The 25,038-nt window shown below is 70.9% G+C and carries 25 protein-coding genes; 14 read left to right on the forward strand and 11 right to left on the reverse strand.

From position 1 onward, the window contains the following. Window positions 1–240 precede the first annotated feature (240 nt). From FHY03_RS12295 to FHY03_RS12305, 3 genes are all read right to left on the reverse strand, one after another. A complete protein-coding gene (locus FHY03_RS12295; protein WP_183931067.1) occupies window positions 241–1,137 on the reverse strand; it encodes an alpha/beta fold hydrolase in 897 nt (298 codons plus the stop codon). Window positions 1,138–1,311: 174 nt separating this feature from the next. Further along, window positions 1,312–2,364, reverse strand: a complete 1,053-nt coding sequence (locus FHY03_RS12300) for a ribonucleotide-diphosphate reductase subunit beta (RefSeq protein WP_183923851.1) — start codon at window positions 2,362–2,364, stop codon at window positions 1,312–1,314. A 63-nt stretch (window positions 2,365–2,427) separates the two neighbouring features. Beyond that, window positions 2,428–2,640: a hypothetical protein gene (locus FHY03_RS12305; protein WP_183923849.1), complete on the reverse strand. Its 213-nt coding sequence runs from the start codon at window positions 2,638–2,640 to the stop codon at window positions 2,428–2,430. A 56-nt stretch (window positions 2,641–2,696) separates the two neighbouring features. Between FHY03_RS12305 and FHY03_RS12310 the strand changes: the two genes are divergently transcribed. Together FHY03_RS12310 and pcaF are read left to right on the forward strand one after the other, a co-directional pair. Beyond that, window positions 2,697–2,948, forward strand: a complete 252-nt coding sequence (locus FHY03_RS12310) for a DUF2171 domain-containing protein (protein ID WP_183923847.1) — start codon at window positions 2,697–2,699, stop codon at window positions 2,946–2,948. Between the two features lie 874 nt (window positions 2,949–3,822). Further along, entirely contained in the window at window positions 3,823–5,025 is a 1,203-nt protein-coding gene (gene pcaF, locus FHY03_RS12315; RefSeq protein WP_183931069.1) for a 3-oxoadipyl-CoA thiolase, read from the forward strand. 97 nt (window positions 5,026–5,122) lie between these two features. Here pcaF and FHY03_RS12320 read toward each other — a convergent pair whose 3' ends face one another. Then, entirely contained in the window at window positions 5,123–6,646 is a 1,524-nt protein-coding gene (locus FHY03_RS12320) for an alpha-L-fucosidase (RefSeq protein ID WP_183931071.1), read from the reverse strand. A gap of 350 nt (window positions 6,647–6,996) precedes the next feature. Between FHY03_RS12320 and FHY03_RS12325 the strand changes: the two genes are divergently transcribed. Further along, complete coding sequence (locus FHY03_RS12325; protein ID WP_311721493.1) at window positions 6,997–7,770, forward strand: IclR family transcriptional regulator; 774 nt, start codon at window positions 6,997–6,999, stop codon at window positions 7,768–7,770. An 86-nt stretch (window positions 7,771–7,856) separates the two neighbouring features. Here the strand turns inward: FHY03_RS12325 and FHY03_RS12330 are convergent, their stop codons facing one another. Beyond that, the gene (locus tag FHY03_RS12330) at window positions 7,857–9,803 is read right to left on the reverse strand and encodes a ribonucleoside-diphosphate reductase subunit alpha (protein ID WP_183931361.1); all 1,947 of its coding nucleotides are present in this window, start codon (window positions 9,801–9,803) and stop codon (window positions 7,857–7,859) included. Window positions 9,804–10,342: 539 nt separating this feature from the next. On the opposite strand from FHY03_RS12330, the gene FHY03_RS12335 reads away from it, so the two are divergent. The 5 genes from FHY03_RS12335 to FHY03_RS12355 all read left to right on the forward strand — a co-directional run bounded on the left by FHY03_RS12335 (window position 10,343) and on the right by FHY03_RS12355 (window position 14,748). After that, window positions 10,343–11,893 carry a sensor histidine kinase gene (locus tag FHY03_RS12335; protein ID WP_183923838.1) on the forward strand — a complete coding sequence of 517 codons (1,551 nt, stop codon included), beginning with the start codon at window positions 10,343–10,345 and terminating at the stop codon, window positions 11,891–11,893. Next, complete coding sequence (locus tag FHY03_RS12340) at window positions 11,890–12,279, forward strand: response regulator (protein ID WP_183923829.1); 390 nt, start codon at window positions 11,890–11,892, stop codon at window positions 12,277–12,279. The genes FHY03_RS12335 and FHY03_RS12340 overlap by 4 nt, the downstream gene beginning before the upstream one ends. 104 nt (window positions 12,280–12,383) lie before the next feature. Then, complete coding sequence (locus FHY03_RS12345) at window positions 12,384–12,683, forward strand: hypothetical protein (protein WP_260158894.1); 300 nt, start codon at window positions 12,384–12,386, stop codon at window positions 12,681–12,683. 15 nt (window positions 12,684–12,698) lie between these two features. Next, on the forward strand, window positions 12,699–13,364 hold the full coding sequence (locus FHY03_RS12350; RefSeq protein ID WP_183923825.1) for a response regulator transcription factor: 666 nt from the start codon (window positions 12,699–12,701) through the stop codon (window positions 13,362–13,364). Window positions 13,365–13,440: 76 nt separating this feature from the next. Next, entirely contained in the window at window positions 13,441–14,748 is a 1,308-nt protein-coding gene (locus FHY03_RS12355; RefSeq protein WP_183924345.1) for a HAMP domain-containing sensor histidine kinase, read from the forward strand. A 12-nt stretch (window positions 14,749–14,760) separates the two neighbouring features. Here FHY03_RS12355 and FHY03_RS12360 read toward each other — a convergent pair whose 3' ends face one another. Further along, window positions 14,761–15,585 (reverse strand): DUF5694 domain-containing protein, encoded by an 825-nt coding sequence (locus tag FHY03_RS12360; protein WP_183931077.1) that lies wholly within the window; start codon window positions 15,583–15,585, stop codon window positions 14,761–14,763. A 198-nt stretch (window positions 15,586–15,783) separates the two neighbouring features. Between FHY03_RS12360 and FHY03_RS12365 the strand changes: the two genes are divergently transcribed. After that, window positions 15,784–16,485 carry a PEPxxWA-CTERM sorting domain-containing protein gene (locus tag FHY03_RS12365; protein ID WP_183931079.1) on the forward strand — a complete coding sequence of 234 codons (702 nt, stop codon included), beginning with the start codon at window positions 15,784–15,786 and terminating at the stop codon, window positions 16,483–16,485. A 69-nt stretch (window positions 16,486–16,554) separates the two neighbouring features. Here FHY03_RS12365 and FHY03_RS12370 read toward each other — a convergent pair whose 3' ends face one another. The 3 genes from FHY03_RS12370 to FHY03_RS12380 form a co-directional block, all read right to left on the reverse strand. After that, on the reverse strand, window positions 16,555–16,845 hold the full coding sequence (locus FHY03_RS12370) for a hypothetical protein (protein WP_183923819.1): 291 nt from the start codon (window positions 16,843–16,845) through the stop codon (window positions 16,555–16,557). 141 nt (window positions 16,846–16,986) lie between these two features. Then, complete coding sequence (gene gpmA / locus FHY03_RS12375; RefSeq protein ID WP_183931081.1) at window positions 16,987–17,673, reverse strand: 2,3-diphosphoglycerate-dependent phosphoglycerate mutase; 687 nt, start codon at window positions 17,671–17,673, stop codon at window positions 16,987–16,989. Window positions 17,674–17,686: 13 nt separating this feature from the next. Beyond that, window positions 17,687–18,172, reverse strand: coding sequence for a GNAT family N-acetyltransferase (locus tag FHY03_RS12380; protein WP_311721499.1), 486 nt, complete (start codon window positions 18,170–18,172; stop codon window positions 17,687–17,689). A gap of 83 nt (window positions 18,173–18,255) precedes the next feature. On the opposite strand from FHY03_RS12380, the gene FHY03_RS12385 reads away from it, so the two are divergent. From FHY03_RS12385 to FHY03_RS12405, 5 genes are all read left to right on the forward strand, one after another. Then, window positions 18,256–18,978: a dienelactone hydrolase family protein gene (locus tag FHY03_RS12385; RefSeq protein ID WP_183931085.1), complete on the forward strand. Its 723-nt coding sequence runs from the start codon at window positions 18,256–18,258 to the stop codon at window positions 18,976–18,978. A 290-nt stretch (window positions 18,979–19,268) separates the two neighbouring features. Next, window positions 19,269–21,731 carry a ribonuclease R family protein gene (locus tag FHY03_RS12390; protein ID WP_183931088.1) on the forward strand — a complete coding sequence of 821 codons (2,463 nt, stop codon included), beginning with the start codon at window positions 19,269–19,271 and terminating at the stop codon, window positions 21,729–21,731. A gap of 214 nt (window positions 21,732–21,945) precedes the next feature. Further along, window positions 21,946–22,248, forward strand: a complete 303-nt coding sequence (locus FHY03_RS12395; protein ID WP_183931089.1) for a hypothetical protein — start codon at window positions 21,946–21,948, stop codon at window positions 22,246–22,248. 67 nt (window positions 22,249–22,315) lie between these two features. Beyond that, a complete protein-coding gene (ggt, locus tag FHY03_RS12400; RefSeq protein ID WP_183931091.1) occupies window positions 22,316–24,082 on the forward strand; it encodes a gamma-glutamyltransferase in 1,767 nt (588 codons plus the stop codon). A gap of 60 nt (window positions 24,083–24,142) precedes the next feature. Further along, on the forward strand, window positions 24,143–24,460 hold the full coding sequence (locus tag FHY03_RS12405; protein WP_183923805.1) for a hypothetical protein: 318 nt from the start codon (window positions 24,143–24,145) through the stop codon (window positions 24,458–24,460). Window positions 24,461–24,496: 36 nt separating this feature from the next. Here FHY03_RS12405 and FHY03_RS12410 read toward each other — a convergent pair whose 3' ends face one another. Continuing rightward, entirely contained in the window at window positions 24,497–24,796 is a 300-nt protein-coding gene (locus tag FHY03_RS12410) for a hypothetical protein (RefSeq protein WP_183923803.1), read from the reverse strand. Beyond that, complete coding sequence (locus FHY03_RS12415) at window positions 24,793–24,969, reverse strand: hypothetical protein (protein ID WP_183923801.1); 177 nt, start codon at window positions 24,967–24,969, stop codon at window positions 24,793–24,795. Before FHY03_RS12415 ends, FHY03_RS12410 begins: the two co-directional genes overlap by 4 nt. Between the last annotated feature and the right edge of the window lie 69 nt (window positions 24,970–25,038).

Below are 25,038 nucleotides of genomic sequence, written 5' to 3' on the forward strand. Positions count from 1 at the left end.
TCGCCGACCGCGTCACGGTCCCCCAGCGGCGGCTGCGACCGCTGCGCCGTGGATCCTGAAACGAGTTCAGGATGACGGAGAGAGAGCGGGGAGCGGCCACTGCCAATCCCTTTCCGTGTTGCTGCACACGCAGGAACCCAGGGCCACGCACGTCACCCCCGCGGCCCTGGGCTCCGGCGTGTGCCGGAGCAAGGCGTCGCTCGAGCGTGTCGGTCGGCCGGAGCATCTCCCCCGTCCGGCTCACCCCACCCGCGGCAGCCACTCGCGCAGGATCGCGTTGACCGCCTCGGGCGCCTCCTGCTGCACCCAGTGCGACACGCCCGGCAGCCGCCGCACGGTGAGGTCGGCGACGTAGCGCTCGGTCCCGTCGAGCGTCTCCAGCCCGAGCGCTTTGTCCTCCTCACCCCATACGATCAGCGTGGGCACCTCGACCCGCCCGCCGTTGCCGAAGCGCATCCGCTCGCGGTGGCGCGCGGCGGCGCGATACCAGTTGATCATCGCCCTGAGCGCGCCCGGCCGCCGCGCCGCGGCGGCGAAGGCGTCGAGCACCGCGTCGGGGAAGCGCGTCTTGTCCACCGCCATGCCGCGGAAGGCGCGGCGCACCAGCGCGGCGTCGCCCAGCGCCATCAGCCGCTCGGGCAGCCACGGGAGCTGGAACGCGCCGATGTACCAGCTGCGCCGCCGCTGCGGCCGGTGGCGCAGCGCCGCGGCGAAGCAGGCGGGGTGGGGCAGGTTCATCACCACCAGCCGCTCGAGCGGGCGCACCTTGTTGATCGCGAAGTTCCACGCGATCGCGCCGCCCCAGTCGTGCGCGATCAGCGTGAGCGTGCGCGCGCCGCTCGCGTCGAACAAGGCGGCGGCGTCGGCGACGATCCGGTCCATCGTATAGTCGGTGACCGCGGCGGGGCGTGAGGTGCCGCCATAGCCGCGCTGGTTCGGCGCCCAGACGCGATAGCCAAGCCCGGCGAGCAGCGGCATCTGGTGGCGCCAGCTATAGTGCAGCTCGGGGAAGCCGTGGAGGCACAGCGCGAGATGCTCGCCGCTCCCCGCCTCGGCGACCTCGAAGGTGAGGCCGTTGGCGGGGACCGCGCGGATCGCGATGCCGCTGTCGGGGGCGGGGTGCCAGCTGGGGGTCATGGTGTCCGCTCAAAACAATCTTTTCGGGCGGCGGCTGTCCAGACGGCGCTGCCGAGGAGGCATGACCTTGCTCCCTCCCCTTCAGGGAAGGGCTGGGGTGGGCGCTTGCGCGAGCTGCACGCCCACGGTGAAGCCCCACCCCCAGCCCCTCCTCTACAGGGGAGGGGCGCTAGCTCACTCCGCCGCGACGCCCGCGAACATGTCGCCGCTGGCCTCGCCCGCGTCCTCGTTCGCCGGGCGCGCACCCTTGGCCTTCTGGCGCTTGTCGAACGAGTCCCACACGTCGTTCCACTGGCCCTTGGTCGCCGCCTTCGAATACTCCGTCGCGCGCGTCTCGAAGAAGTTGGCGTGCTCCACGCCGTTGAGCAGCGGGGTGAGCCACGGCAGCGGGTGCTCGTCGATCATGTAGATCGGCTTCAGTCCCAGCTGGTTGAGCCGCCAGTCCGCGATATAGCGGATGTACTTCTTGATCTCCTTCGGCTTCATCCCCTCGACCGGGCCCATCTCGAAGGCCAGATCGATGAAATTGTCCTCCAGCCGGATCGTCGTCTGGCACACGTCGGCGATGTCGTCCTTCACCGCCTTGGTCAGGCACTGGCGCTCTGCACAGAAAGCGTGGAACATGCGGATGATGCCCTCGCAGTGCAGGCTCTCGTCGCGCACCGACCAGCTGACGATCTGGCCCATGCCCTTCATCTTGTTGAAGCGCGGGAAGTTCATCAGCATCGCGAAACTGGCGAAGAGCTGCACGCCCTCGGTGAAGCCGCCGAACATGGCGAGCGTGCGCGCGATGTCCTGATCGTTGTCGACGCCGAAGTTCTGCATGTAATCATGCTTGTCCTTCATCTCGCCGTACTCGAGGAAGGCGCCATACTCGCTCTCGGGCATGCCGATCGTGTCGAGCAGGTGCGAGTAGGCGGCGATGTGGACCGTCTCCATGTTGCTGAACGCGGTCAGCATCATCTTGACCTCGGTCGGCTTGAACACGCGGCCGTATTTCTCGTGGTAGCAGTCCTGCACCTCGACGTCGGCCTGGGTGAAGAAGCGGAAGATCTGGGTGAGCAGGTTGCGCTCGTGGTCGGTCAGCTTCTGCGCCCAGTCGCGGCAGTCCTCGCCCAGCGGCACTTCCTCGGGCAGCCAGTGGAGCTGCTGCTGGCGCTTCCAGAACTCGAACGCCCAGGGGTATTCGAACGGCTTGTACTGCTTGCGGGCTTCGAGAAGGGACATGGCTACACTCCGGGTGAGACGAATATAGGAAATCAGGTGGGCGAGATCAGGCGGGCGGGTCGGTCATGGCTCGAGGCTCCACTGCCACATCGCCGCGGCGGACAGCGCCAGCACGACCCCGCCCGACAGCGCCATCACACCGACCATGCGATAGGCATAGACCCGCGCCTCGGGCAGCGGGCGGCGCAGCTCGGCGAGCAGCCACGCGCCGGCGAGCGCGAACACCGCCGCCACCGCGAACATGATCGCGGACTGGAGCGGCAGCGTGCTCAGCATGCGACCATCTCCCGCCCCGTGCGTTGCGCCCCCGAACCGAACAGAGGAGACTGACGATGGTCGATGCCAGCCAGATCAAGGAACATGCCGAGGTGATCGGCGCGGACGGCGTGCACGTCGGCACCGTCGACCATGTCGACGGCGACCGGATCAAGCTGACCAAGAACGACTCGCCCTCGACGCAGGACGGGCAGGGCGCGAAGCACCATTACCTGCCGCTCGGGCTGGTGGCGGAGGTCGAGGGCGACCAGGTCCGCCTCTCGGCGACCGCGCAGAACGCGCAGGACATGTTCGAAGAGGCCGAGTGAGGCGTTAGCGCCTCCTCCCGGCGGGAGGGGGCGCGAGGCCGATCGGATCGTGACAGGTGGGGCGGCGCTCGTCATCGGGCGCCGCCCTTTCGCGTGGGACACGCACCGCCGGCCGTCACTGTGGCGACCGTGCTGAGCGGCGATCGTCGCGCGTGGGCGGGAGGGGGCAGTGATCGATCGTCCCCGAGGTGCATCGCTGCTCTCCTGCCCAACGGTCACGCTCACCCGGGCGGGCAACCTGCGGGAAGACGCCTCCGCTCTTCCGCCGAGGGGTGAGGCGAACCGCATCAGCGCGCGCGCGGCGAGCCGCTCGCGCCACGCGCCATGGTCGCCGCCGACGAGACGATAGGAGCGCCTCTCACGCACTGTGCCTGCGATCGCCGCTGGCTCGGGGCAGATGCCATGTTCAACCACCTTGGGCACGAGATGTGTCAGCCTTCTCAGCGTCCTCGCGGTCGCACGCGCCGAGTCTCCGAAGTCCCTCCCAGATACCCGATCGACCCCGCCGTCGCCACCGTTTTCTCAATCGGGAAGCCATAGCTCGCGCTGCCAAAACACAACATATGGGGCCGATTCGATGCGAGGACTGCCATGGCTAGTGCAAGCGTGAGCGGCTCGCCTTGCCGTGGCGATCCGCGTCCAGACGTCGCGCCCGGAAGCATCCCGCTCGACGGCGCGATCGACGGACGGGGATGAACAGCTCATCCCGGGCGGGTGGGGCCACCTCGCGCCGGCCCCGGCCGCTACGGCGCACGTGAACCGGCGGCGACGCGAACCGGACGAGGTCACTTGCCCTCTACGCCGGGCTGCCCGCCGCCGCTACTGATGTTCCGGACTCGCAGAGTTCCATCGCTACGCTGGAGCAGGACGCCCGATGCCGCACGCCTTTATCTGTGACGCGATCCGCACCCCGATCGGCCGGCTTGGCGGCGCGCTCGCGACGATCCGCACCGACGACCTTGCCGCGGTCCCGCTGCGCGCGCTGATCGAGCGCAACCCGCGCGTCGACTGGGCCGCGGTCGACGACGTGCTGCTCGGCTGCGCCAACCAGGCCGGAGAGGACAATCGCAACGTCGCGCGCATGGCGACGCTGCTCGCCGGACTGCCCGACTCGGTGCCGGGGGCGACGATCAACCGGCTGTGCGGATCGGGGCTCAACGCGGTGGGCAGCGCGGCGCAGGCGATCCGGGGCGGCGACGCCGCGCTGCTGATCGCCGGCGGGGCCGAGAGCATGACCCGCGCGCCCTTCGTGCTGGGCAAGGCGCAGGCGGCGTTCGACCGCGCGCAGCAGCTCGAGGACACGACCTTGGGCTGGCGCTTCATCAACCCGAAGATGCGCGAGGCGTACGGCGTCGATTCGATGCCGGAGACGGCGGAGAACGTCGCCGACGAGTGGCGCGTCACCCGCGCGGAGCAGGACGCCTTCGCGCTCGCCAGCCAGCAGAAGGCGGCCGCGGCGATCTCCGGCGGGCGGATGGCGGCGGAGATCGTCGCGGTCAGCGTGCCGCAGCGCGACGGCGAGCCGATCCTGGTCGAGCGCGACGAGCATCCCCGCACGACCAGCCTGGAGGCGCTGGCCAAGCTGAAGCCGGTGGTGCGGGCCGACGGCACCGTCACCGCGGGCAATGCCTCCGGCCTCAACGACGGCGCGGCGGCGATGCTGGTCGCGAGCGAGGAAGCAGCGGCGCGGCACGGGCTGACGCCGCGCGCGCGCGTCCTCGGCATGGCGGTGGCGGGGATCGCGCCGCGCATCATGGGGGTCGGGCCGATCGAGGCGGCGCGCAAGCTGTGCCGTGTCACCGGCATCGGTCTCGACCAGCTCGACGTGATCGAGCTGAACGAGGCCTTCGCCGCGCAGGCGCTCGCGACCTTGCGCGACCTCGGCATCGCGAGCGACGACCCGCGCGTCAATCGCAACGGCGGCGCGATCGCGCTGGGCCATCCGCTCGGCATGTCGGGCGCGCGGATCGCGATGAGCGCGGTGGAGGAGCTGCACCGCACGCGCAGCCGCTATGCCATGGTCTTCATGTGCATCGGCGTGGGGCAGGGCATCGCCCTCATGCTGGAGCGCGTCTAGTCGCGCGCTTCCGCGGTCGCCGGAGCACGCTTCAGCTCGCCGGATCGTGTCGTTCGCGCCGGCACGGTCCGTCGGAGAAGGGTTCACCCCCGGGTGATCAGGCGAAGCTGATCTCGAAGGCGCTGGCGTGGCGGCTCGGCAGGCGCGCGGGGCAGTCGATCACCAACGCGCGATCGGTCTGACGAAAGGCGATCGTGCCGTCGTGGCCGAGCAGCCGCACGCGCCGCACCCGCCGCGGCTCGTGCGGGTTGCCCGAGGCGAGCGACGTGACCGCGACGTCGCCCTGCGGCGGTGCGAGCGTGATCGCGTAGAGCCGCCCGTCGCGCGTGGTGAAGCGGATGTCCTGCGCGACATAGTCGCCGCTCTCCTTGAAGTCGCCCGCCGCCGCCTCGGTCGGCCCTTCGCCGTGGACTTTCCACGGCCGGGTGCCGTGGATCGCCGCGCCGTTGACCGGCATCCAGGCGGCGAGCGCGTCCAGCAGCTCGACCGACGGCGGCGGCAGGCTGCCGTCGGCGCGGAGCGCGACGTTGAGCAGCAGGTTGCCGTTCTTGCTGACGATGTCGGCCAGCATCGAGATGACCTGCGCCGGCGTCTTGTAGCGATCGTTCTCGTTCTCGAACCAGTCGCCGTTGGACGTGTCGGTCTGCCACGGCAGCGGGTCGATGCCCTTCAGCACGCCGCGCTCGACGTCCTGCACGCCCCATTCGCGGTGGAACTCGCCCGAGCCGAGGCTCTTCGAGGCGTAGACCGCCTCCAGCCGGCCGCTGCGCGCGATGCTGCTGTTGTAGAGGTGCGCCACCAGCGAGCGCCCGACCTCGCCGAACGGCAGCCCGCCGTCGGAGTAGAGCAGGTCGGGCTGGTAGCTGTCGACCAGGTCGCGGATGCGCTTGTACCAGTGCGCGTGATAGGCCGGGTTCCTGGTGTACCAGGTGTCGGGCGGGCCGAGGAACGGTTCGTCGCGGTTGTCGTGATACAGATCGGCGTAGCGCGGGTCGGCGCCGTCGTAGCGCACCCCGAGCTTGGGCCAGAACTGGTCATATAGGCGGCTGGGATACCACCAATTGTAGCTCGCACCGAGATGCTCGGAGACGCCGAAGCGCAGGCCCCGGCGGCGCGCCGCGTCGCGCCAGGCGCCGACGATGTCGCGCTTCGGTCCCATCGCGGCGGCGTTCCAGCGGTGATGCTTGGACCGCCACAGGTCGAAATTGTCGTGGTGCACCCCCATCGAGACGAAGTAGCGCGCGCCCGCCGCGGCATAGCGCGTCATCAGCGCCTCGGGATCGAACTTGTCGGCGGTCCAGAGCGGGATGATGTCCTTGTAGCCGAACTCGGACGGGTGCCCGTAAGTCTTGAGGTGGTGCGCGTAATGCGGGTGGCCGGGGCAGTACATAAAACGCGCGTACCAATCGCCCTGGCGCGGCACCGCCTGCGGCCCCCAGTGCGCCCAGATGCCGAACTTGGCGTCGCGGAACCAGTCGGGCGCCTGATAGCCGAGCAGCGACTCCACGGTGGGTCGAAAGCGGCCCGGCGCGACCGCGAGCGGCACCGCGGGTGCCTCAGCGCCGGCGGCGGCGGCCCCCAGCGAGCCCGCCATGAACTCGCGCTTGCTCCAGCCCGGCATCGCTCTCCCCCTCCCCCTCCCCTGATCGCTCTCATCCTTGCAAGCACGTTTTCATTTTGCAAGCGGGAACGCCATGGGTCACGATTGTTCGCGCTCGTCGAACCGGCCTTGAGCGTGACTTTCGTGTTATCCCCCTCGTCATTCCGGACTTGGTTCGGGATCCACCGTGCCGCAAGCCAACGGCGCGCTGTTCCCGCGGAGGCGTGGATCCCCGAACAAGTCCGGGGTGACGGAACCGGCAATATGGATCCGGGCGCAAGACCGGGACGACAGCAGGAACAAGGGCGCCCACATTTGACAGGATCGCCGCGGCTCCTATGGCCGTGTCACGCTTTTGGGGGAGGTGGCGCGTGACGGCGGGAGGAAAGGCGACCTACGCGGCGCCGGCGGTCCAGAAGACCTTCGAGATCCTCGAGCTGCTCGAGCGCCACCCCGGCGGCCTGCTGGTGAGTGAGATGGCCACGCTGCTCGGCCGATCGGTCGGCGAGCTCTTCCGCATCGTCGTCGTCGTCGAGCAGCTCGGCTATCTCCGCAAGTCGCGCAAGGACGATCGCTACTCGGTCGCCTACAAGCTGCTCGACCTGGCCTATCGCTCGACCCCGGCGCGCAACCTGGTCGATGTCGCGCGCCCGGTGATGCGGCGCCTGGCGGTGGAGACCGGGCAATCGTGCCACCTCGTCGTCCGCAGCGAGGCCAGCGGGCTCGTCATCGCGCGCGAGCACAATCCCGGCACGCGCGGCTTCGCGCTTCGCCTCGGCGCCAGCGTCGACCTACTCGCGAGCTGTTCGGGCAAGGTGCTGTTGTCGTTCGCGACACCGGAGGATCGCGTGATCGCGATCACGCAGGCGGCCGAGATCGCGGCGCCGCTGGATCGTGACGCGCTGGAGCGGCAGCTGGCGGTGATCCGCAAGGCCGGTTTCGCCCAGCGCAAGAGCCCGATCACGCTCGGTGTCACCGACATCAGTTATCCGGTGTTCGGCTTCGACGGACTCGTCGCGGCGGCGCTGACGATCCCCTTCCTTCGCCTGATCGACGGCTCGCAGACGGTCGATCTCGACGCCGCGCGCGAGCGGCTCGCCGCCGCGGCGGGCGAGATCACCAACGACCTGTCCTCGGCGGCCTGACGTCGCCGCCCTGGCGGTGAGGCGGGGTGAGGCGGATAGATCCTGGCGGTCACGCACGACCCTGTCATGCGTGACCGCCCGTTACCTCACTGACAGGCGAGGCACTCGTCATAGTCGGTGCTCTCGGCGAGCGAGAATTGCGGCTTGTCGAGCGTGTTGTCCGCCTCGACCCCGCCCTGGCCCTCGGCCCCCGCGAAGCCGGCGCGCTGCACCGACTTGGAGCGGAGATAATAGAGCGACTTGATCCCCAGCTCCCACGCCCGGAAGTGGAGCATCAGCAGGTCCCACTTCTCCACGTCCGCCGGGATGAACAGGTTGAGCGACTGCGCCTGGTCGATATAGGGCGTGCGGTCGCCGGCGAGCTCGAGCAGCCAGCGCTGGTCGATCTCGAACGACGTCTTGTAGCAGTCCTTCTCCTCCTGGCTGAGGAAGTCGAGGTGCTGCACCGAGCCGCCATGCTCGAGAATCGAGTTCCACACCGCGTCCGAGTTCTTGCTCTTCTCGGTGAGCAGCTTCTCGAGATACGGGTTCTTCACCGCGAAGCTGCCCGACAGCGTCTTGTGGGTGTAGATATTGGCCGGGATCGGCTCGATGCAGGCGCTGGTGCCGCCGCAGATGATCGAGATCGACGCGGTCGGCGCGATCGCCATCTTGCACGAGAAGCGCTCCATCACCCCCATGTCGGCGGCGTCGGGGCACGGCCCGCGCTCGTGCGCGAGCACCATCGAGGCCTCGTTCACCTGCGCGTTGATCTGGCGGAACATCTTGAGGTTCCAGCTCTTCGCCATCGCCCCCTCGAACGGCAGCCCGCGCTGCTGGAGGAAGGAGTGGAAGCCCATCACGCCCAGCCCGACCGAGCGCTCGCGTCCCGCCGAATAGGCCGCGCGCTCCATCCCGGGCTCGTGGCGATCGATGTAATCCTGCAGCACGTTGTCGAGGAAGCGCATCACGTCCTCGACGAAGCCCTTCTCGTCCTTCCACTCGTCCCACGTCTCGAGGTTGAGCGAGGAGAGGCAGCACACTGCGGTGCGGTCGTTGCCGAGATGGTCGCGGCCGGTCGGCAGCGTGATCTCGCTGCACAGGTTCGAGGTCGAGACCTTGAGCCCGAGGTCGCGGTGATGCTTGGGCATGGTCGAGTTCACGTGGTCGGCGAAGACGATGTACGGCTCGCCGGTGGCCAGCCGGGTCTCGACCAGTTTCTGGAACAAGGCGCGCGCGTCCACCGTGTTGCGCACCGACCCGTCCTTGGGGCTCTTGAGCTGCCACTCGGCGCCGTCGCGCACCGCCTCCATGAAGGCGTCGGGGATCAGCACGCCGTGGTGCAGGTTGAGCGCCTTGCGGTTGAAGTCGCCCGAGGGTTTGCGGATCTCGAGGAACTCCTCGATCTCGGGGTGCGAGATGTCGAGGTAGCAGGCGGCCGAGCCGCGCCGCAGCGAACCCTGGCTGATCGCCAGCGTCAGCGAGTCCATCACGCGCACGAACGGGATGATGCCGCTGGTCTTGCCGTTGAGCCCGACCGGCTCGCCGATGCCGCGGACGTTGCCCCAATAGGTGCCGATCCCGCCGCCGCGCGAGGCGAGCCAGACGTTCTCGTTCCAGGTCTGCACGATGCCGTCGAGGCTGTCGGGCACCGAGTTGAGGTAGCAGCTGATCGGCAGCCCGCGCCCGGTGCCGCCGTTGGACAGGACCGGGGTGGCCGGCATGAACCATAGCTTGGAGATGTAGTCGTACAGCCGCTGCGCGTGCGCGGCGTCGTCGGCATAGGCCGAGGCGACGCGGACGAACAGGTCCTGGAAGCTCTCGCCGGGCAGCAGGTAGCGGTCCTTGAGCGTCTCCTTGCCGAAATCGGTCAGCAGCGCGTCGCGCCCGTGATCGACCTCGACCGGATAGGGCCGCGCCCGCGCGCCGTGCTTGGAGATCGTGTCGCTGCCCGGCGTGTCGCCGCTGGGCTGCGCCTCGGTCACCGCGCTCGCGGTCGCCGTGTCGATCGTCTCGGTGATCATCGCCGCACCGTCCGTTTCCCTGAAATCCATCGCCATGCCGCTCCCGCTCCTGGCTTCACTCACCGAATCGAGGCAGAACCCGATCCTAGACGACACCGAACCCGCTGAGAACAAAAAGAGACCACCGCATTGTCCGCGACCGTCCCGGCGCGCCCCACCGATATGGGGAGCCATGTCCTGTTCTACTACCATTGGGGTCGATACGCCGACCTGACCTCTACAGATTGTGGCAGATCGCGATGGCGGGCAAGCCGGTAAAAGCGCCCGAGAGCGGACCTAAGCACCGCGCGTCCCCGGCCGCGGTGCGGCGACGCGCGGACTTTCGCCGCCTCCCGCAATTGCAAGAGAACGATCGGCGAACGAAAATTTTTTGGGGCGACCGTCCTGCAGGCGCCCTTTTCTCCTACCGCGCGTTCTGTCCCGAAACGGGATGAATAGCCGAACGCGCTGCCCGGCTGAGCCCTGCGCACGGCAAATTTATCCAATAAGTCCTGCCGTCTATGCGGCAGGTTCGATGGAATTCACGCCGCGACCCAGGGTCGCGGGAGCGGCGTGCGGAGACGAATGCGATGCCTGCTGACGGATCGCCGCTGGACGCGTTCCCCGCGTCCTCGCGCGCGCCCGGCGCCGCGCTCCATCAGCACGAGATGCTCGCCGCCTTCGCCGAGCTCGCCATCCTGTCGGAGGACATCGACCTGCTGCTGCAGGAAGCGTGCGACTATGTCCGGCGCGCGGTCGGTGCCGACATCGTGCTGCTCTACCGCCAGAACGCGGACCGCCGCTCGGTCGAGCTGCGCGCCGGGGCGGGCATCGCGCCGTCGCTGATCGGCAGCCATATCGCGCAGGGTGACGAGCGGTCGCTGGAGAGCCGGCTGCTGCGCGACGGCGAACCCGTGATCGTGCCCGACGTGCTGGACGAGCCGCGGCTGGAGACGCGCGGGCTGCTGCGCAGCTTCGACCAGCGCGGGCTGGCGCTGATTCCTCTGCGCGACGGGCCGGGCACGCCGATGCTGGGCCTGCTCCACATCAGCACGCGCGCGCCGCGTGACTTCTCGGCCGAGTTCGCCTTCCTGCGCATCTACGCCAGCCTGGTCGCGGCGAGCATGTTGCGCATCGACGCGCTGCGCCGCCGCCGCGACGAGCAGGCCGCGCGCGAGCGCAGCGAGTGGCAGCTGCGGCTGGTGCTCGAGGGCATCCCGCAGCTCGTCTGGTGCGCCGAACCGGGCGCGCAGTGGCGCTGGATGGGGCCGCAATGGACCGAGGTGACCGGGCGCGACCCCGACTCGAGCCTCGGCCGCGGCTGGCTCGACGCGGTCCACCCCGAGGACGCGGTCGCGGTGGAGGAAGCCTGGGGCGCGGCCGAGGTGCGCGGGATCTTCGAGGTGGAGTGCCGGATCTGGCACCAGCATGACGGGACCTATCGTTGGTACCAGGGCCGCGCGCTGCCGACCGCGTTCGAGCTCGGCGAGCCGACCTGGGTGGGCACCTTCACCGACGTCGAGGACCTGCGCGCGCTCGAGGCGCGTCAGGCGGTGCTGGTCGCCGAGTTGCAGCATCGCACGCGCAACCTGCTCGCGGTGGTGGAGGGGATCGCGTTGCAGACGATGGCCGCGGCGGCCTCGCCCGAGGCGTTCGAGGCAGGCTTCCACGACCGCTTGCAGGCGCTCGCGCGCGCGCAGCGGCTGCTGTCGGGGAGCGAGAAGCTGACGCTGCGCCACCTGCTAGAGACAGAGCGCGATGCGCTGGGGATCGTCGACCGCGAGTCCTTGATCACGCTCGACGGACCCGACGTGCTGCTGCCGAGCACGATGGTGCAGACGCTGGCGCTGGTGGTCCACGAGCTCGCCACCAACTCGCGCAAGCACGGTGTGATCGCGCGCGGCGCGGGGCGGATCGCGATCCGCTGGCAGGTGAACGTTACCGGCGGCGAGCCGATGCTCGATCTCGCCTGGGAGGAGACCGGCGACTGGCCCGCCCCGGCCGCCGACTCGCGGCGCGGCTTCGGGCGCGAGCTGATCGAGCGCGCGCTGCCGTTCCAGCTCGGCGCGTCGAGCGATTATCGCATCGCGGCGGGCACGGTGACGTGCCGGCTCCACGTCCCGCTCGGCGGCGCGGCATGAGCGGCGGCGCGGGGGAGGGGGAGGTCGGCGCGTTCGCGGGGCGGCGCCTGCTGGTGTGCGAGGACGAATTCTACGTCGCGGTGCGGCTGGAGCGCGCGCTGCTCGACGCGGGCGCGAGCGTCACGCTGTTCGCCAGCCTCGCGCCGGCGCTGGCGCATGCTGCCCACGAGGAACTGCCCGACGCAGCGCTGCTCGACATCAACCTGCGCGGCGAGCTCAGCTTCCCGCTCGCCGACGCGCTGCTCGCGCGCGGCGTGCCGGTGATCTTCCTCAGCGGCTATGACACCGCCACGATCCCTCCGGCCTATCGCGACGTGGCGCGGCTTCAGAAGCCCGTGACGCTCGTGCAATTGACCGGCCGGCTGGAGCAGCTGCTCCGCCGCTGATCCTGGTCGCGCGGAACATCCAGCGGCGGCAACGGGTTGCTGCGCCGCGTCGCCTCCATTCACAGGCTGTTCAAGCCCCTCTCCCTATGCGAGCACGAGTGAGAATGCACCGCCGCCTGCTCCCGCTCCTGCTGCCATTCGGGCTCGTCGCGCCGGCCGCGGCCGCGCCCGACCAGGTGCGCGAGGGAGCGGTGGCGCTGCAGGCGCGGCGCGCGGGCAAGATCCTGCCGCTGCCCGAGATCGAGCGGCGCGTGCTGCCCACGATGAAGGGCGCGCAATATATCGGGGTCGACCTGGAGATGCCCAGCGGCATCTACACGCTCAAGTTCCTGCGCGACGGCAACGTCATCTGGGTCGACGTCGACGGCCGTTCGGGGCAGATCATCGGCCGTACCGGCAACTGAGGGGGAAGAAGAGTAATGCGCGTGCTCATCGTCGAGGACGAGCCGAACCTCGGCCAGCAGCTCAAGTCCACGCTGGAGGGCGCGGGCTATGCCATTGATCTCGCCACCGACGGCGAGGAGGGGCATTTCCTCGGCTCGACCGAGAATTACGACGCGATCGTGCTCGACCTCGGTTTGCCCGAGATCGACGGGCTGACCGTGCTCGACCGCTGGCGCAAGGAAGGGCGCGTCACGCCGGTGCTGGTGCTCACCGCGCGCGACAGCTGGTCCGACAAGGTCGCGGGGCTGGATGCCGGCGCCGACGATTATGTCGCCAAGCCGTTCCAGACCGAGGAGCTGATCGCCCGGCTGCGCGCGCTGATCCGCCGCGCCTCGGGCAATGCCTCGTCCGAGCTGACCGCGGGCGACGTGCGGCTCGACACGCGCTCGGGCAAGGTGACGCGCAACGGCGAGCCGGTGAAGCTCACCGCGCAGGAATACAAGCTGCTGAGCTACCTGCTCCATCACAAGGGCAAGGTGGTCAGCCGCACCGAGCTGATCGAGCACATCTACGACCAGGACTTCGACCGCGACTCGAACACGATCGAGGTGTTCGTCACGCGCATCCGCAAGAAGCTGGGGCAGGACGTGATCACCACGATCCGTGGCCTCGGCTACAGCCTGGACGATCCGGACGCGTGATCGCGTGACCGCGGCCGACCCCGCCGTCGACGCGCCGGCCGAGGAACCGCGCGCGCGCGGCTCGATCACGCGGCGCATGATCCTGATCGCGGCGCTGTGGATCTCGGCGCTGCTGGTCGGCGGCGGCTTTGCGCTCGACCGCGTGCTGGTCGGCGCGGTGACGGGCAACGCCGACGACCAGCTGGAATATGTGCTGCGCTCGCTGCTGGTCTCGGCCGAGATGGACTCGACCGGCGAGGTGACCTTCAACCGCGAGCCCGCCGACCAGCGCTTCGTCGAGCCTTATTCGGGGCTCTACTGGCAGGTCTCGGCGCCGGGCCACGAGGCGTTCGTGTCGCGCTCGCTGTGGGACCGCCAGCTCGCCTATGGCAAGCCGCACGACGATCGCGCCGTCCACAGCTACGACAGCGCTCAGTTCAAGGACGAGAAGCTGCGCATCGTCGAGCGCGACGTCACCTTGCCCGGCTCCAAGGTGCGCTGGCGCTTCCAGGTGGCGTCGAGCCGCGAGGCGCTCGACGCCCAGATCGCGGTGCTGCGGCGTACCTTGGTGCGCAGCTTCGTGCTGCTCGGCGTCGGGCTGGTGATCCTGGCGGCGTTGCAGACCTTCTACGGTCTGCTGCCGCTGCGCCGGCTGCGCATCGAGATCGCCAAGATGCGCGCCGGCCGCTCCAGCCGGATCAGCGGGAAGATGCCGCTCGAGCTGCTGCCGATGGTGGAGGAGCTCAACGCCTTGGTGGCGCACAACGAGACCCAGGCGGAGGAGGCGCGGCGCCACGCCGGGAACCTGGCGCACGCGCTCAAGACGCCACTCACCGTGATCATGAACGCGGCCACCGCGCAGTCGGACGACCTCGCCGCGACGGTGATCCGCGAAGCGCGGACGATGCGGCGTCAGGTCGACCATCACCTCGCGCGCGCGCGCGCGGTGGGACGGCGCGGCTCGGCGCACAGCCGCGCCGCGGTGTGGCCGAGTGTCGAGTCGGTCGAGCGCGCGGTGCAGCGGCTCTACCCGCACGTCCGCATCGACATGACCGGGCCGCGCGACCTGGTGGCGCATATCGAGCGCCAGGATCTCGACGAGATCATGGGCAACCTCGTCGAGAATGCGGCCAAATACGGCGGCGGCAGCGTCTTCGTCACGGTCGGCGCGCAGGCCGGCTTCGTCGAGGTGGTGGTGGAGGACGACGGGCTCGGCATCCCCGAGGCCGACCGGGTCCGCATCTTCGACCGCGGCGTGCGGCTCGACACCGGCAAGCCCGGCACCGGCCTGGGCCTCGCGATCGTGCGCGACGTCGCCGAGATCTACGACGGCACGGTGGCGCTGGAGGAGAGCGAGGACCTCGGCGGGCTGCTGGTGCGGCTGCGGCTGCCTATGGCGAGCTGAGCGGCAGTCGCCTCAGCAGGTCGCCGGGCTGGGCGCCGGCAGATAGTCGCTCAGCTCGACCAGTCGAAACCGGCCCGACAGGCGCGCGTCGTCCCGGAGCAAGGGGCCGTGCCCGGCGCCGAAGATCGCCACGGTGCGATCGCCCGCCGCGCCGCCGACCCGCAGCAGGTTGGCGTAGATGCGCAGGTTGCGCGCGTACCAGCCGCCCACCCAGGCGGCGCCTGGATTGCGTTCGTCGTCGCCGAAGGTGGCGATCTGGTAATAAGGGCGGGCGAACGCGGCCAGTGTGGCCTGGTCATTATAGTGCCGCACCCAGTCGGCGAAGACGTGGCACCGCTCGAACGCGCCGTCGGCGTCCGCCTCGCGCTGCGCTGCCGCCTGATAGGCCGCCCACTCGGCGGCGCGGCCATGCCCTTTCATCCAGCCGACGAAATCGTAGTCCGCGTCGCTGCCCGGATTCTCCTTGAGCCAGTCAACCGCGTCGACGCGCCGCAGGCCGAGTCGGGCGGCGAGACGCAGCCCGATCTGGTCGACCTCGTTGGTCGTCAGCGTGTAGTGCCCCGCGCGGTAGGCAGCGTAGCGCCGGTCGAGCCCCGCCTGGTCGCTCGCCGCCCACTCCACCGCCACGTGAGTCGGCCGGAAGGCGGCGAGCCGCTCGACCAGCGCGACGATCTCGCGCTGGCGCGCTGGCGTGAGCACGTCCTCCACCTTCGTGTTGGCGATGTCGCGTTCGGGATTGGCGAGATGCGGCAGGCCGACGACCATGAGCTCGGGCGTCTGCGCGCGCGCGCCCGGCGCGACCAGCACCCCCGCCGCCGCGATCATCCACCGTCGCATCCTGCCCTACCTCCCTCGTTGTCGCACTGCGATCATCGGGCCGCGCGCCGGCACGCGCAACCGCACGCTTGGCGGCGCTGACCCACGCCGGTGGCGGTCTCCCCGGCGCGAACGTACAATCCATTAACCATCTTCTCGCCTAGTATTCGCGCCGGCGCCGCGGCGACCCGACGGCGCGAGTCTCGGAGGGGAAAAGTGATGAGGCCATGGGCAGTGATCGCCGCCGCGGCGGCCGTGACGATGAGCGCACCCGCGAGCGCGGCCAGCTATGTGTTCGACTTCAGTGGGGGCGGGCTCAGCGGCACCGTCTCGCTCACCTATGAGGCCAATCCGAACACCGGCCCGATCGGCACCTCGCCCAATCGCTACGACCCGGTCGGCTCCTATGTCATCACAGGCGCGAGCGGTACGCTCAGCAACAGCAACATCGACCTGACCACCACGATCACCGGTGTCGTACCCAGCAACCCGGGCAAGCCGACCCCGGACAACCTGCTCGCGCCCGCCAGCTTCGGCCATTATGTCGTGAAGAACGGCGTGCCCGGTCCGGGCGGGGTCGCGCCCGGCTTCTCCTACGACAATCTCTTCTACCCGGCCGGGTCGCCGCCGACCGCGACCGATTACCCGTTCGGCGGCGGCTTCCTCGACATCTACGGGCTGGTCTTCACCACCAGCAGCGGCAAGGCGGTGAACTTCTGGAGCAACGGCGACACCGGCCAGGGCGTCAGCTACGGCGCCGGCACCACCGACGGGGTCAGCGTGCTCGATTATGCCGGCGGCATCGTCGCGCGCACCGCGGTGCCCGAACCGGCCACCTGGTTGACGATGATCCTCGGCTTCGCGCTCGCCGGTATCGCACTGCGCCGCCGCCGCGGCAAGGAGGTGCTCGCGCTGGCCTGACTCGAGACGGCGGCGCGACGTCTCGGCGACACGCCGTCCGCGGCGACCATGCCGCTCAGGGCAGGTCGATCAACGCGGTTGCGGAACGGCCAAGGCCTTGCCTGCGCGTGGCGCCGCGCCGCCAGGCGTCGCCGCGGCACCGTCCGCGCTGGGCGCACCGGCGACGTTGACCGGGGTCGGGCCCGGCGCCGGTCTCGGCGCGCCGGCGGTGGCGGTGCCGTCGACGATCGTGAGGTCGCGCGCCGGCGGATCGCCGACGATATGGATGCGCAGCCCGTAGGCGAGCGCGGCGAGGACCAGCGTCGCGCCGATCAGCAGCAGCAGCCGGAGCATCAGGGGCTTGGATGTCAGGCGGGACATGGCACCTCTGCTCGCGACCCAAAGGGATGGGCGGGCAGCTGCCGGCGCGGCCGGATGACGGTCCGCCCGCCGCCCTCATTGTAGCGGGCGGCGCGCGTGCCATGCCGATCGGCGTCGATTATCTCGCCGGTGCTGAGCTCCTCAGCGCTCGCTCAGATAGTAACGATCGGTCGCCGCCAGCTGATCATCCAGCTCGTAGACGATCGGCTGGCCGGTCGGGATCTCCAGCCCGGTGATCTCGTCGTCGGGAATGTTCGACAGGTGCTTGACCAGCGCGCGCAGCGAGTTGCCGTGCGCCGAGATCAGCACGCGCTGGCCCTCCCGCAGCGCGGGCGCGATGCGCTGCTCCCAGTAGGGCAGCACGCGAGCGATCGTGTCCTTCAGGCTCTCGGTCGCGGGCACGTCGATCCCGGCGTAGCGGCGGTCGGCGGAGAGGTCGAAGGCGCTGCCCGGCTCCATCGGCGGCGGCGGCACGTCGAAGCTGCGGCGCCAGACATGGACCTGCTCGTCGCCGTGCTTGGCCGCGGTCTCGGCCTTGTTGAGCCCGGTCAGCCCGCCGTAATGGCGCTCGTTCAGCCGCCAGTCTTTCTCCACCGGCAGCCACAGCCGCCCCATCGCTTCCAGCGCGAGGTCGAGCGTCTTGATCGCGCGCGTCTGCAGCGAGGTGAAGGTCTGGTCGAAGTCGAGCCCCTTGGCCGCCATCAGCTCGCCCGCGGCGCGCGCCTCCGCGGCGCCCTGCTCGGTGACGTCGACGTCCCACCAGCCGGTGAAGCGGTTCTCGAGGTTCCAGGCCGACTGGCCGTGGCGGATCAGGACGAGCGTGGGCATGCGATAAACTCCTTCAGAGCGCGAGCGCGAGAAACTGGTTGTGCGGGCTGGGCCGATAGTCGGCGAAGGCCGCGCAGGGCGCGAAGCCGGCGCGACGGTACAGCGCCAGCGCGGCGTCATAGGCCGGGGTGGTGCCGGTCTCGAGACAGAGCCGCGTCAGGCCGTCGTCGCGCGCGGCGGCCACGATCGCGTCGAGGATGGCGTGCCCGGCGCCGCTGCCGCGATAGGCCGGCGCGGCGCGCATCGACTTGACCTCGCCAGCGCCGCCGTCGAGCCGCTTGAGCGCGCCGACCGCGGCGAGCACGTCGCCGTCCCAGGCGGCGAACAGCGCGACGTCGGGTGCCGCCAGCCGCGCGGCGTCGAGCGCGAAGGAGAAACCCGCCGGCGTGCCCGCGCGCTGGTCGGCGACATGTGCGGCGAGAAGCGCCGCGATCGCGGGCTCGGACGGGTCGCCGCGCCGCACCCGATAGTCGCGCCTCGCCTCACCCGGTCCGTCCACGCTCGCTCCCGCTTGTCGCCTGCTCGGCATCGCTCTAGCGGAAGGAGCGTGCGAGACAACCGCGCTCGCCCGGAGACTCAGCGATGCCGATCACCCGCCGCCCGCTCCACCACGACGGCCTCGGCGGCCGTTTCGCCGGCGTGTTCGCCTGGGACGACTCGATCGCCGGCCCGCGCCCCGGCGTGCTCGTCGTGCCCAACATCCTCGGCCAGAAGGAGGCCGACAACGCCAAGGCCGAGGCGCTCGCCGCGCTCGGCTATGCCGCCTACGCCTGCGACCTCTACGGCGAGGGCCGCCGCGCCGAGCCCGGCCCCGACATCGCGCGCTACATGGACGAGCTCAACGCCGATCGCGCTCTGTTACGCGATCGGCTCGCCGCCAGCCTCGCCGCGCTGGTGGCGCAGCCCGAGGTCGACGCCGCACGCACTGCCGCGATCGGCTTCTGCTTCGGCGGCAAGTGCGTGCTCGACATGGCGCGCGCCGGGCTCGAGGTGCGCGGCGTGGTGAGCTTCCACGGCGTGTACGATCGGCCCGACTATGCCAGTGTCGCGCCGATCACGGCCAAGGTGCTGGTGTGCCACGGCTGGGACGACCCCCTCGGCCCACCTGAGGCGGTCACCGCACTGGCGCAGGAGCTGACCGAGGCGAGGGCGGACTGGCAGATCCACGCTTACGGCAACGCCGGCCACGCTTTCACCGATGAGGCGCGCCGCGGCTCGACCGTGCCCGGCGTCGCCTACGAGGAGCGGGCGGACCGGCGGAGCTGGGCGGCGATGCGGTACTTCCTGGAGGAAGCGCTGGGGTGAAGGGGGCGGTGTCGCGTAAGGACCCACGCTTTTCTCTTCCGCGACATCTGTCACGTGGCGACACTGTTCACTTCGCGCCACCTCTTAGCCGGCGTCACCTCTTACCTGACATTGCCCCTTGCCTGGCGTCATCCTGAACTCGTTTCAGGATCCACCGGCGCGCAGGCGCCCCCGAATCTGAGTCTGCGGCACCGTGGATCCTGAACCGAGTTCAGGATGACGCTGCGCGTGGGGAAGGGCGCCCGTCTCACCACCGCCCGCCGGCGCTGACCTGTGTACAGCACTCCCGCATGGCGCCGCGCCGCGCGAGCGCCTATCTCCACGACGTGCCAAAGAAACCGTCCCCCGGCCTGCCCACGCGCGAGCAGGTGCTCGACTTCATCGCCACTTCCGCCACGCCCGCGGGCAAGCGCGAGATCGCGCGCGCCTTCGCGCTCTCCGCGCAACAGAAGATCGCGCTCAAGGCGCTGCTCAAGGACATGGCCGACGAGGGGCTGATCGACTCCGCCCCCGGTCGCGCCTTTCACAAGATGGGCGGGCTGCCCAAGGTGACCGTGCTGCGCGTCGCCGACGTCGACGAGGGCGGCAACGTCTGGGCGGTGCCGGAGAACTGGCAGTCCGACGCGCCCGTGCCGCGGATCCGCGTGCGCGAGCGCCGGCGCGGCGCGCTCGGCGTCGGCGAGCGGCTGCTCGCGCGGACGGAAGAGACCGGCCACGGCTGGACCGCGCACCCGATGAAGGTGCTCGCGCCCGCGGCCGAGCAGCTGATCGGCGTGCTGCGGCGCGAGGGCGATCGGCTCTGGCTCCAGGGCGTCGAGAAGAAGGAGCGGCGCGAATATGCCGTGTCCGACGCGGGCGACGCCGAGGCGGGCGACCTGGTGCTGGCCGAGAAGGCCGGCCGCCCGCCGCGGATCACCGCGCGCGTGGTGCAGCGGCTGGGCGACCCGTTCGCGCCGCGCAGCTTCTCGCTGATCGCGATCCACCGGCTCGGCATCCCCGACGTGTTCGCGCAGGAGGCGCTCGACGAGGCGGCGCGGGTCGCGCGCCAGCCGCTCGGCGAGGGGCGCGAGGACCTCACCCACCTGCCGATCGTCGCGATCGACCCCGCCGACGCGCGCGACCACGACGACGCGGTCTGGGCCGCGCCCGACGACGATCCCGCCAACGCGGGCGGGTGGCAGGCGATCGTCGCGATCGCGGACGTGAGCTACTATGTCCGCCCGAAGAGCGCGCTCGACCGCGAGGCGCGCGCGCGCGGCAACTCGGTCTATTTCCCCGACCGGGTCGTGCCGATGCTGCCCGAGATCCTCTCCGCCGACGTCTGCTCGCTCAAGGCGGGGGAGGACCGCGCCGCGCTGGCCTGCCACCTGCGCATCGGCAAGGACGGTGCGCTGAAGAGCTGGCGCTTCTCGCGCGCGCTGGTGCGGCTGGCGGCGAACATCGCCTACGAGGAGGCGCAGGCCGCGATCGACGCGCGGGCGGCGCGCACGGTCCGCCCCGACACGGGGAGGGGGACCGCCGGCGCAGCCGGTGGTGGAGGGGGGGCGCCACAGGCGCTGCCGTCGGGAGAGTCGCGTCCTACCATCGTCCCGACGGTGGAGCGCCCCCTCCACCACCCGGCTGCGCCGGGCGGTCCCCCTCCCCGTGCCGGGGAGGATTTAGCCCCCTTCGCCTGGAACCCCACCCTCGTCGACACCGCGCTGGCGCCGCTGTGGGACTGCTGGCGCGCGCTCGCCGCGGCGCGCGACCGGCGCGAGCCGCTTGAGCTCGACCTGCCCGAGCGCCGCGTCGTGCTCGACGAGAAGGGACGGATTATGTCGGTGGCACCGCGCGAGCGGCTCGACGCGCACCGGCTGATCGAGGATTATATGATCGCCGCCAACGTCGCCGCCGCCAAGGCGCTGGAGGCCAAGAAGGCGCCCGTGATGTACCGCGTCCACGAGGCGCCCGCGCGCGAGAAGCTGGTCGCGCTCAAGGACTATCTCGCCACCTTCGAGGTCGCCTTCGCGCTCGGCCAGGTGATCCGCCCCGCCACCTTCAACCACATCATCGCGCGCGTCGGTGATGCCGAGTTCCGCCCAGAAATTATGGAGCAGATCCTGCGCAGCCAGACTCAGGCCTATTACGCCCCGCTCAACCAGGGGCATTTCGGGCTGGCGCTGGGCAGCTACGCGCATTTCACCTCGCCGATCCGGCGCTACGCCGACCTGATGGTCCACCGCGCGCTGGTGAGCGCCTATGCGCTCGGCCCCGGCGGGCTGGCGGGCGACGAGGATTTCGAGCGCGCGGGCGAGACGATCAGCCAGCTCGAGCGCCGCGCGATGGAGGCCGAGCGCGAGACGATCGACCGCTATGTCGCCGCGTATCTGGCGGAGCGTGTCGGCGAGCTGGTCGAGGCGCGGATCACCGGCGTCACCAACTTCGGCTTCTTCGCCACGGTGGAGGGGGTCGGCGGCGATGGATTGATGCCGGTGCGCGACCTGGGCGGCGAATATTTCCGCTATGATGAGGCGTCTCGCCGGCTGGTCGGCGAGCATAGCGGCGAGACCTATGCGCAGGGGCAGCGGCTGGAGTTGCGGCTGGCGGAGGCCAACCCGGTCTCGGGCGCGCTGCGCTTCGAGCTGCCCGAGGGCCGCTACGGCGGCGCGGGTGGGGGAGGGCGCGCGCGCGAGAGGGAGAGCGAGCGCCGCCCGCCGCGCGTGCTCAAGCGGCGCGGGCGGCCCGGCAACATCCGCCACCAGGGGAAACGCTGACGTCCTCTCTTCCCTTCAGGATGCCCCGGTGGTCATACCAGCACGCTCCTCACTCTTCGTCATCCCGGACTTGTTCCGGGATCCACTTCTCCGCGAGAGCGACGCTTTCAGAGTAAGCGGCACGGTGGATCCCGGACCAAGTCCGGGATGACGGAAGAGGTTCTGCAGACGGTTCCCTCCAGGGGAGGGAGATGATCGACACAGGAGACCGAACATGCCCGGCACCATCGCCGCGACGGTGATCATGAAGGCGCGCAAGAAGATCGCGTGGCATTTCCTCTCGGCGGGCGCGACCTCGGCCGCGACCGCGACCGCGTTCGAGCGGCCCGACACGCGCCTCGGCGGCGAGGAGTTCGACCGCATGATCGCGTTCGGCGCGCTCGAGAAGACCGAGGACGGGCGCTACTGGCTCCACCGCCGCCGCTACGCCGACTATCGCAAGGAGTCGCTGGCGCGCGTGCTCGGCTATCTCGCGCTCGCGGGCTTCGCCGCCGCGGGAGCGATCGCGCTGGGCTGAGCCGCGCGGTGGACGCTGCGGTCGCCCGCCGCTATCCGCGCCGCTTCGGATAGCGGAAGGAACGGCCATGGCAGCGCGCGCGAGCTCGTGGGGAACAAGCGTCGCGCTGGCGCTGGTGGCGCTGCTCGGCAGCTGCGCGACGCCGCCGCCCGCGGTGCGCGCGCCGGCGCCGCCTGCCGCGCCGGCGCCCGCCCCCGCCGAGACGGCGACCCAGCCGCAGCTCTTCGTCGTCGCCGCCAACCCGCTCGCCGCCGACGCCGGGCTGGCGGTGCTGCGCCGCGGCGGCTCGGCGGTGGACGCCGCGATCGCGGTGCAGGCGATGCTGTCGCTGGTCGAGCCGCAGAGCTCGGGCATGGGCGGCGGTGCCTTCATGACCTACTATGACGCCGCCAGCACGCAGGTGACCGTCTACGACGGGCGCGAGACCGCGCCGGCGGGCGCCACGCCGGACATGTTCCTCGACGACGGCGGCAAGCCGCTGCGCTTCGCCACCGCGGTGCTGAGCGGGCGCGCCACCGGCGTGCCCGGCGCGGTGAAGATGCTCGCCGAGGCGCATCGCCGCCACGGCGCGCTGCCGTGGCACGACCTGTTCGGCGACGCCGAGCGTACCGCGCGCGACGGCTTCCTGGTCTCGCCGCGGCTCGGCCGTTTCCTGGCGAGCGGGCGCTTCCCCGAATCGAACGCGCCCGACGTGCTCGCCTATTTCGCGCGCCCGGGCGGCGGGCTGCTGCGCCCCGGCGACCGGCTGCGCAACCCGGCCTATGCCGGTTTCCTCCAGCGGCTCGCCGCGCAGGGACCGGACGCACTCTACGCCGGGGAGACCGCGCGGCGGATCGTCGCGCGCGTCCACGAGGGCGCGCTCGCGGGGAGCATGACGCTCGCCGACCTCGCCGCCTACCGCCCCGTCGTGCGCGAGCCGCTGTGCGCACCCTATCGCGTGCTGCTGGTCTGCGCGCCGCCGCCGCCCGCGAGCGGCGTGGGCCTGCTCGAGCTGCTCGGCCTGCTCGAGCGCACCGACGTGGCGCGCTACGGCGCGGACGACCCGCGCGGCTGGTTCCTCTTCGCCGAGGCGAGCCGGCTGATGTACGCCGACCGCGACCGCTACGTCGGCGACCCTGCCTTCGTCGACGTGCCCGTCGCCGGGCTGCTCGCCCCCGCCTATCTCGATCGCCGCGCGCGGCTGATCGGCGAGCGCGCCGGCGCCGCGCCCGCACCCGGCCAGCCCGAGGGCGCGGCACCGCGCGGCGTCGACCGCACGCTCGAGCCCACCGGCACCTCGCACTTCGTCGTCGGTGACGCGCGCGGCAACGTGGTGTCGATGACGACCACGGTGGAGTCGATCTTCGGCTCCGGGCGGATGGTCGACGGCTTCTTCCTCAACAACCAGATGACCGACTTCTCCTTCAGCCCGCGCGACGCCGACGGCCGCGCCGCGGCCAACGCGGTGGCCGCGGGCAAGCGCCCGCGCTCGTCGATGACGCCGCTGATCCTGCTCGACCGCCAGCGCCATTTCGCCGGCGCGGTCGGCTCGGCGGGGGGCAACGCGATCCTGGCCTATGTCGGCAAGGCGGTGGTCGGCGCGGTCGACTGGGGACTCACGATGCAGCAGGCGCTGGCGCTGCCCAACCTGATCGCGCGCGGCGACTCGTTCCAGGGCGAGGCCGACAAGTTTGCGCCCGCGATCCGCGACGGCCTCGCCGAGCGGGGCGTGACGGTGCGGCCGGGGCAGGGCGAGGACTCGGGGCTGCACGGCGTCATCGTCCGCGATGGGCGGCTCGACGGCGGCTACGACCCGCGGCGCGAGGGCAAGGTGGCGCTGGCGCCGGTGAACTGAAGCGCTGGTCTTTCAGCGCGTTAACCATAGACTTACCATTGCCTGGCTAGGGACAGGCACATGGTCGCCGATGTCCTCACCCGCTCCGCCGCCGCCCCCTTCGCCGCGGCCCCGCTCTCTGGTCTGGCCGACGCGTGGCGTCGGCTGCGGCGCCGCGACGAGCGCCACGCGCGCGACGCCGCCGGGGCGGCGCCGGCGTGGCTGACGCCGCCGCCGGAGCGCCCGCTGCCACGCGACCTCGACCTGCCGCTGCGCCTGTTCGATCCCGCCGCGCTCGCGCGCGCCACGCCCGAGGCGGCACCCGCGCCGCGCGCGATGGCGCTGGAGCCGCTGCTGCTCGACGAGACGCTGCAACGACTGCGCCGTTTGGTGGGGTGAAGGGCGCCGTAAGCCTCCTCTGACCGGCGGACGACCTCACCCCGCCGCCACCGTCACCCCCTCCAGCCGCGCGTGCGTCGCACCCGCCTCGCACGCGCGCGCCACCACGCGCAGCTCCGCCAGCACATGGCCGGGCAGCGCGAGCGAGTCGGCGTCGAGCGAGTCGAGCCAGGCGTCGAGCCGCGGGTCGCTGCGCCCCGCCAGCACCAGCTCGTGCCGGTCGCCGGTGAAGGTCGCGCTGTGCCACGCCACCGCGCGGTGGCGCTCGATCGCCACCGCCGCGCCCGCGCGCGCCGCGGAGCGCGCCAGCGCGCGCTGCAGCCGCCCCGCGCTCATCGCACGCCCGCGCGCAGAACCGCCTCGATCCGCCGCCGCATCCGCTCGCCCGGCACGCGACCGCACCGCAGGTCGCGGACCAGCCGCGGGTCGTTGACGGTTCGCCGCCCGAACGTCGTCGGTGCGACTCCGGTGCGGCGCAGATAGCGTTCGATCTCCAGCAACAGACTCATCGATACATCTCCCTCGACTCACCCGTTCTTCATCTGTTCTCACTTTTCCAACTTGTCGAGGAAAAATCC

The sequence above is a fragment of the Sphingomonas sp. BK345 genome, from assembly GCF_014193845.1.
GTDB lineage: Bacteria > Pseudomonadota > Alphaproteobacteria > Sphingomonadales > Sphingomonadaceae > Sphingomonas.

What these genes read in the sequence shown, in the direction of transcription:
- FHY03_RS12295 (WP_183931067.1), bottom strand. Translation starts at nt 1,137, where the DNA reads ATGACCCCCAGCTGGCACCCCGCCCCCGACAGCGGCATCGCGATCCGC.
- FHY03_RS12300 (WP_183923851.1), bottom strand. Translation starts at nt 2,364, where the DNA reads ATGTCCCTTCTCGAAGCCCGCAAGCAGTACAAGCCGTTCGAATACCCC.
- FHY03_RS12305 (WP_183923849.1), bottom strand. Translation starts at nt 2,640, where the DNA reads ATGCTGAGCACGCTGCCGCTCCAGTCCGCGATCATGTTCGCGGTGGCG.
- FHY03_RS12310 (WP_183923847.1), top strand. Translation starts at nt 2,697, where the DNA reads ATGGTCGATGCCAGCCAGATCAAGGAACATGCCGAGGTGATCGGCGCG.
- pcaF (WP_183931069.1), top strand. Translation starts at nt 3,823, where the DNA reads ATGCCGCACGCCTTTATCTGTGACGCGATCCGCACCCCGATCGGCCGG.
- FHY03_RS12320 (WP_183931071.1), bottom strand. Translation starts at nt 6,646, where the DNA reads ATGCCGGGCTGGAGCAAGCGCGAGTTCATGGCGGGCTCGCTGGGGGCC.
- FHY03_RS12330 (WP_183931361.1), bottom strand. Translation starts at nt 9,803, where the DNA reads ATGGATTTCAGGGAAACGGACGGTGCGGCGATGATCACCGAGACGATC.
- FHY03_RS12335 (WP_183923838.1), top strand. Translation starts at nt 10,343, where the DNA reads ATGCCTGCTGACGGATCGCCGCTGGACGCGTTCCCCGCGTCCTCGCGC.
- FHY03_RS12340 (WP_183923829.1), top strand. Translation starts at nt 11,890, where the DNA reads ATGAGCGGCGGCGCGGGGGAGGGGGAGGTCGGCGCGTTCGCGGGGCGG.
- FHY03_RS12345 (WP_260158894.1), top strand. Translation starts at nt 12,384, where the DNA reads ATGCACCGCCGCCTGCTCCCGCTCCTGCTGCCATTCGGGCTCGTCGCG.
- FHY03_RS12350 (WP_183923825.1), top strand. Translation starts at nt 12,699, where the DNA reads ATGCGCGTGCTCATCGTCGAGGACGAGCCGAACCTCGGCCAGCAGCTC.
- FHY03_RS12355 (WP_183924345.1), top strand. Translation starts at nt 13,441, where the DNA reads ATGATCCTGATCGCGGCGCTGTGGATCTCGGCGCTGCTGGTCGGCGGC.
- FHY03_RS12360 (WP_183931077.1), bottom strand. Translation starts at nt 15,585, where the DNA reads ATGCGACGGTGGATGATCGCGGCGGCGGGGGTGCTGGTCGCGCCGGGC.
- FHY03_RS12365 (WP_183931079.1), top strand. Translation starts at nt 15,784, where the DNA reads ATGAGGCCATGGGCAGTGATCGCCGCCGCGGCGGCCGTGACGATGAGC.
- FHY03_RS12370 (WP_183923819.1), bottom strand. Translation starts at nt 16,845, where the DNA reads ATGTCCCGCCTGACATCCAAGCCCCTGATGCTCCGGCTGCTGCTGCTG.
- gpmA (WP_183931081.1), bottom strand. Translation starts at nt 17,673, where the DNA reads ATGCCCACGCTCGTCCTGATCCGCCACGGCCAGTCGGCCTGGAACCTC.
- FHY03_RS12385 (WP_183931085.1), top strand. Translation starts at nt 18,256, where the DNA reads ATGCCGATCACCCGCCGCCCGCTCCACCACGACGGCCTCGGCGGCCGT.
- FHY03_RS12390 (WP_183931088.1), top strand. Translation starts at nt 19,269, where the DNA reads ATGGCGCCGCGCCGCGCGAGCGCCTATCTCCACGACGTGCCAAAGAAA.
- FHY03_RS12395 (WP_183931089.1), top strand. Translation starts at nt 21,946, where the DNA reads ATGCCCGGCACCATCGCCGCGACGGTGATCATGAAGGCGCGCAAGAAG.
- ggt (WP_183931091.1), top strand. Translation starts at nt 22,316, where the DNA reads ATGGCAGCGCGCGCGAGCTCGTGGGGAACAAGCGTCGCGCTGGCGCTG.
- FHY03_RS12405 (WP_183923805.1), top strand. Translation starts at nt 24,143, where the DNA reads ATGGTCGCCGATGTCCTCACCCGCTCCGCCGCCGCCCCCTTCGCCGCG.
- FHY03_RS12410 (WP_183923803.1), bottom strand. Translation starts at nt 24,796, where the DNA reads ATGAGCGCGGGGCGGCTGCAGCGCGCGCTGGCGCGCTCCGCGGCGCGC.
- FHY03_RS12415 (WP_183923801.1), bottom strand. Translation starts at nt 24,969, where the DNA reads ATGAGTCTGTTGCTGGAGATCGAACGCTATCTGCGCCGCACCGGAGTC.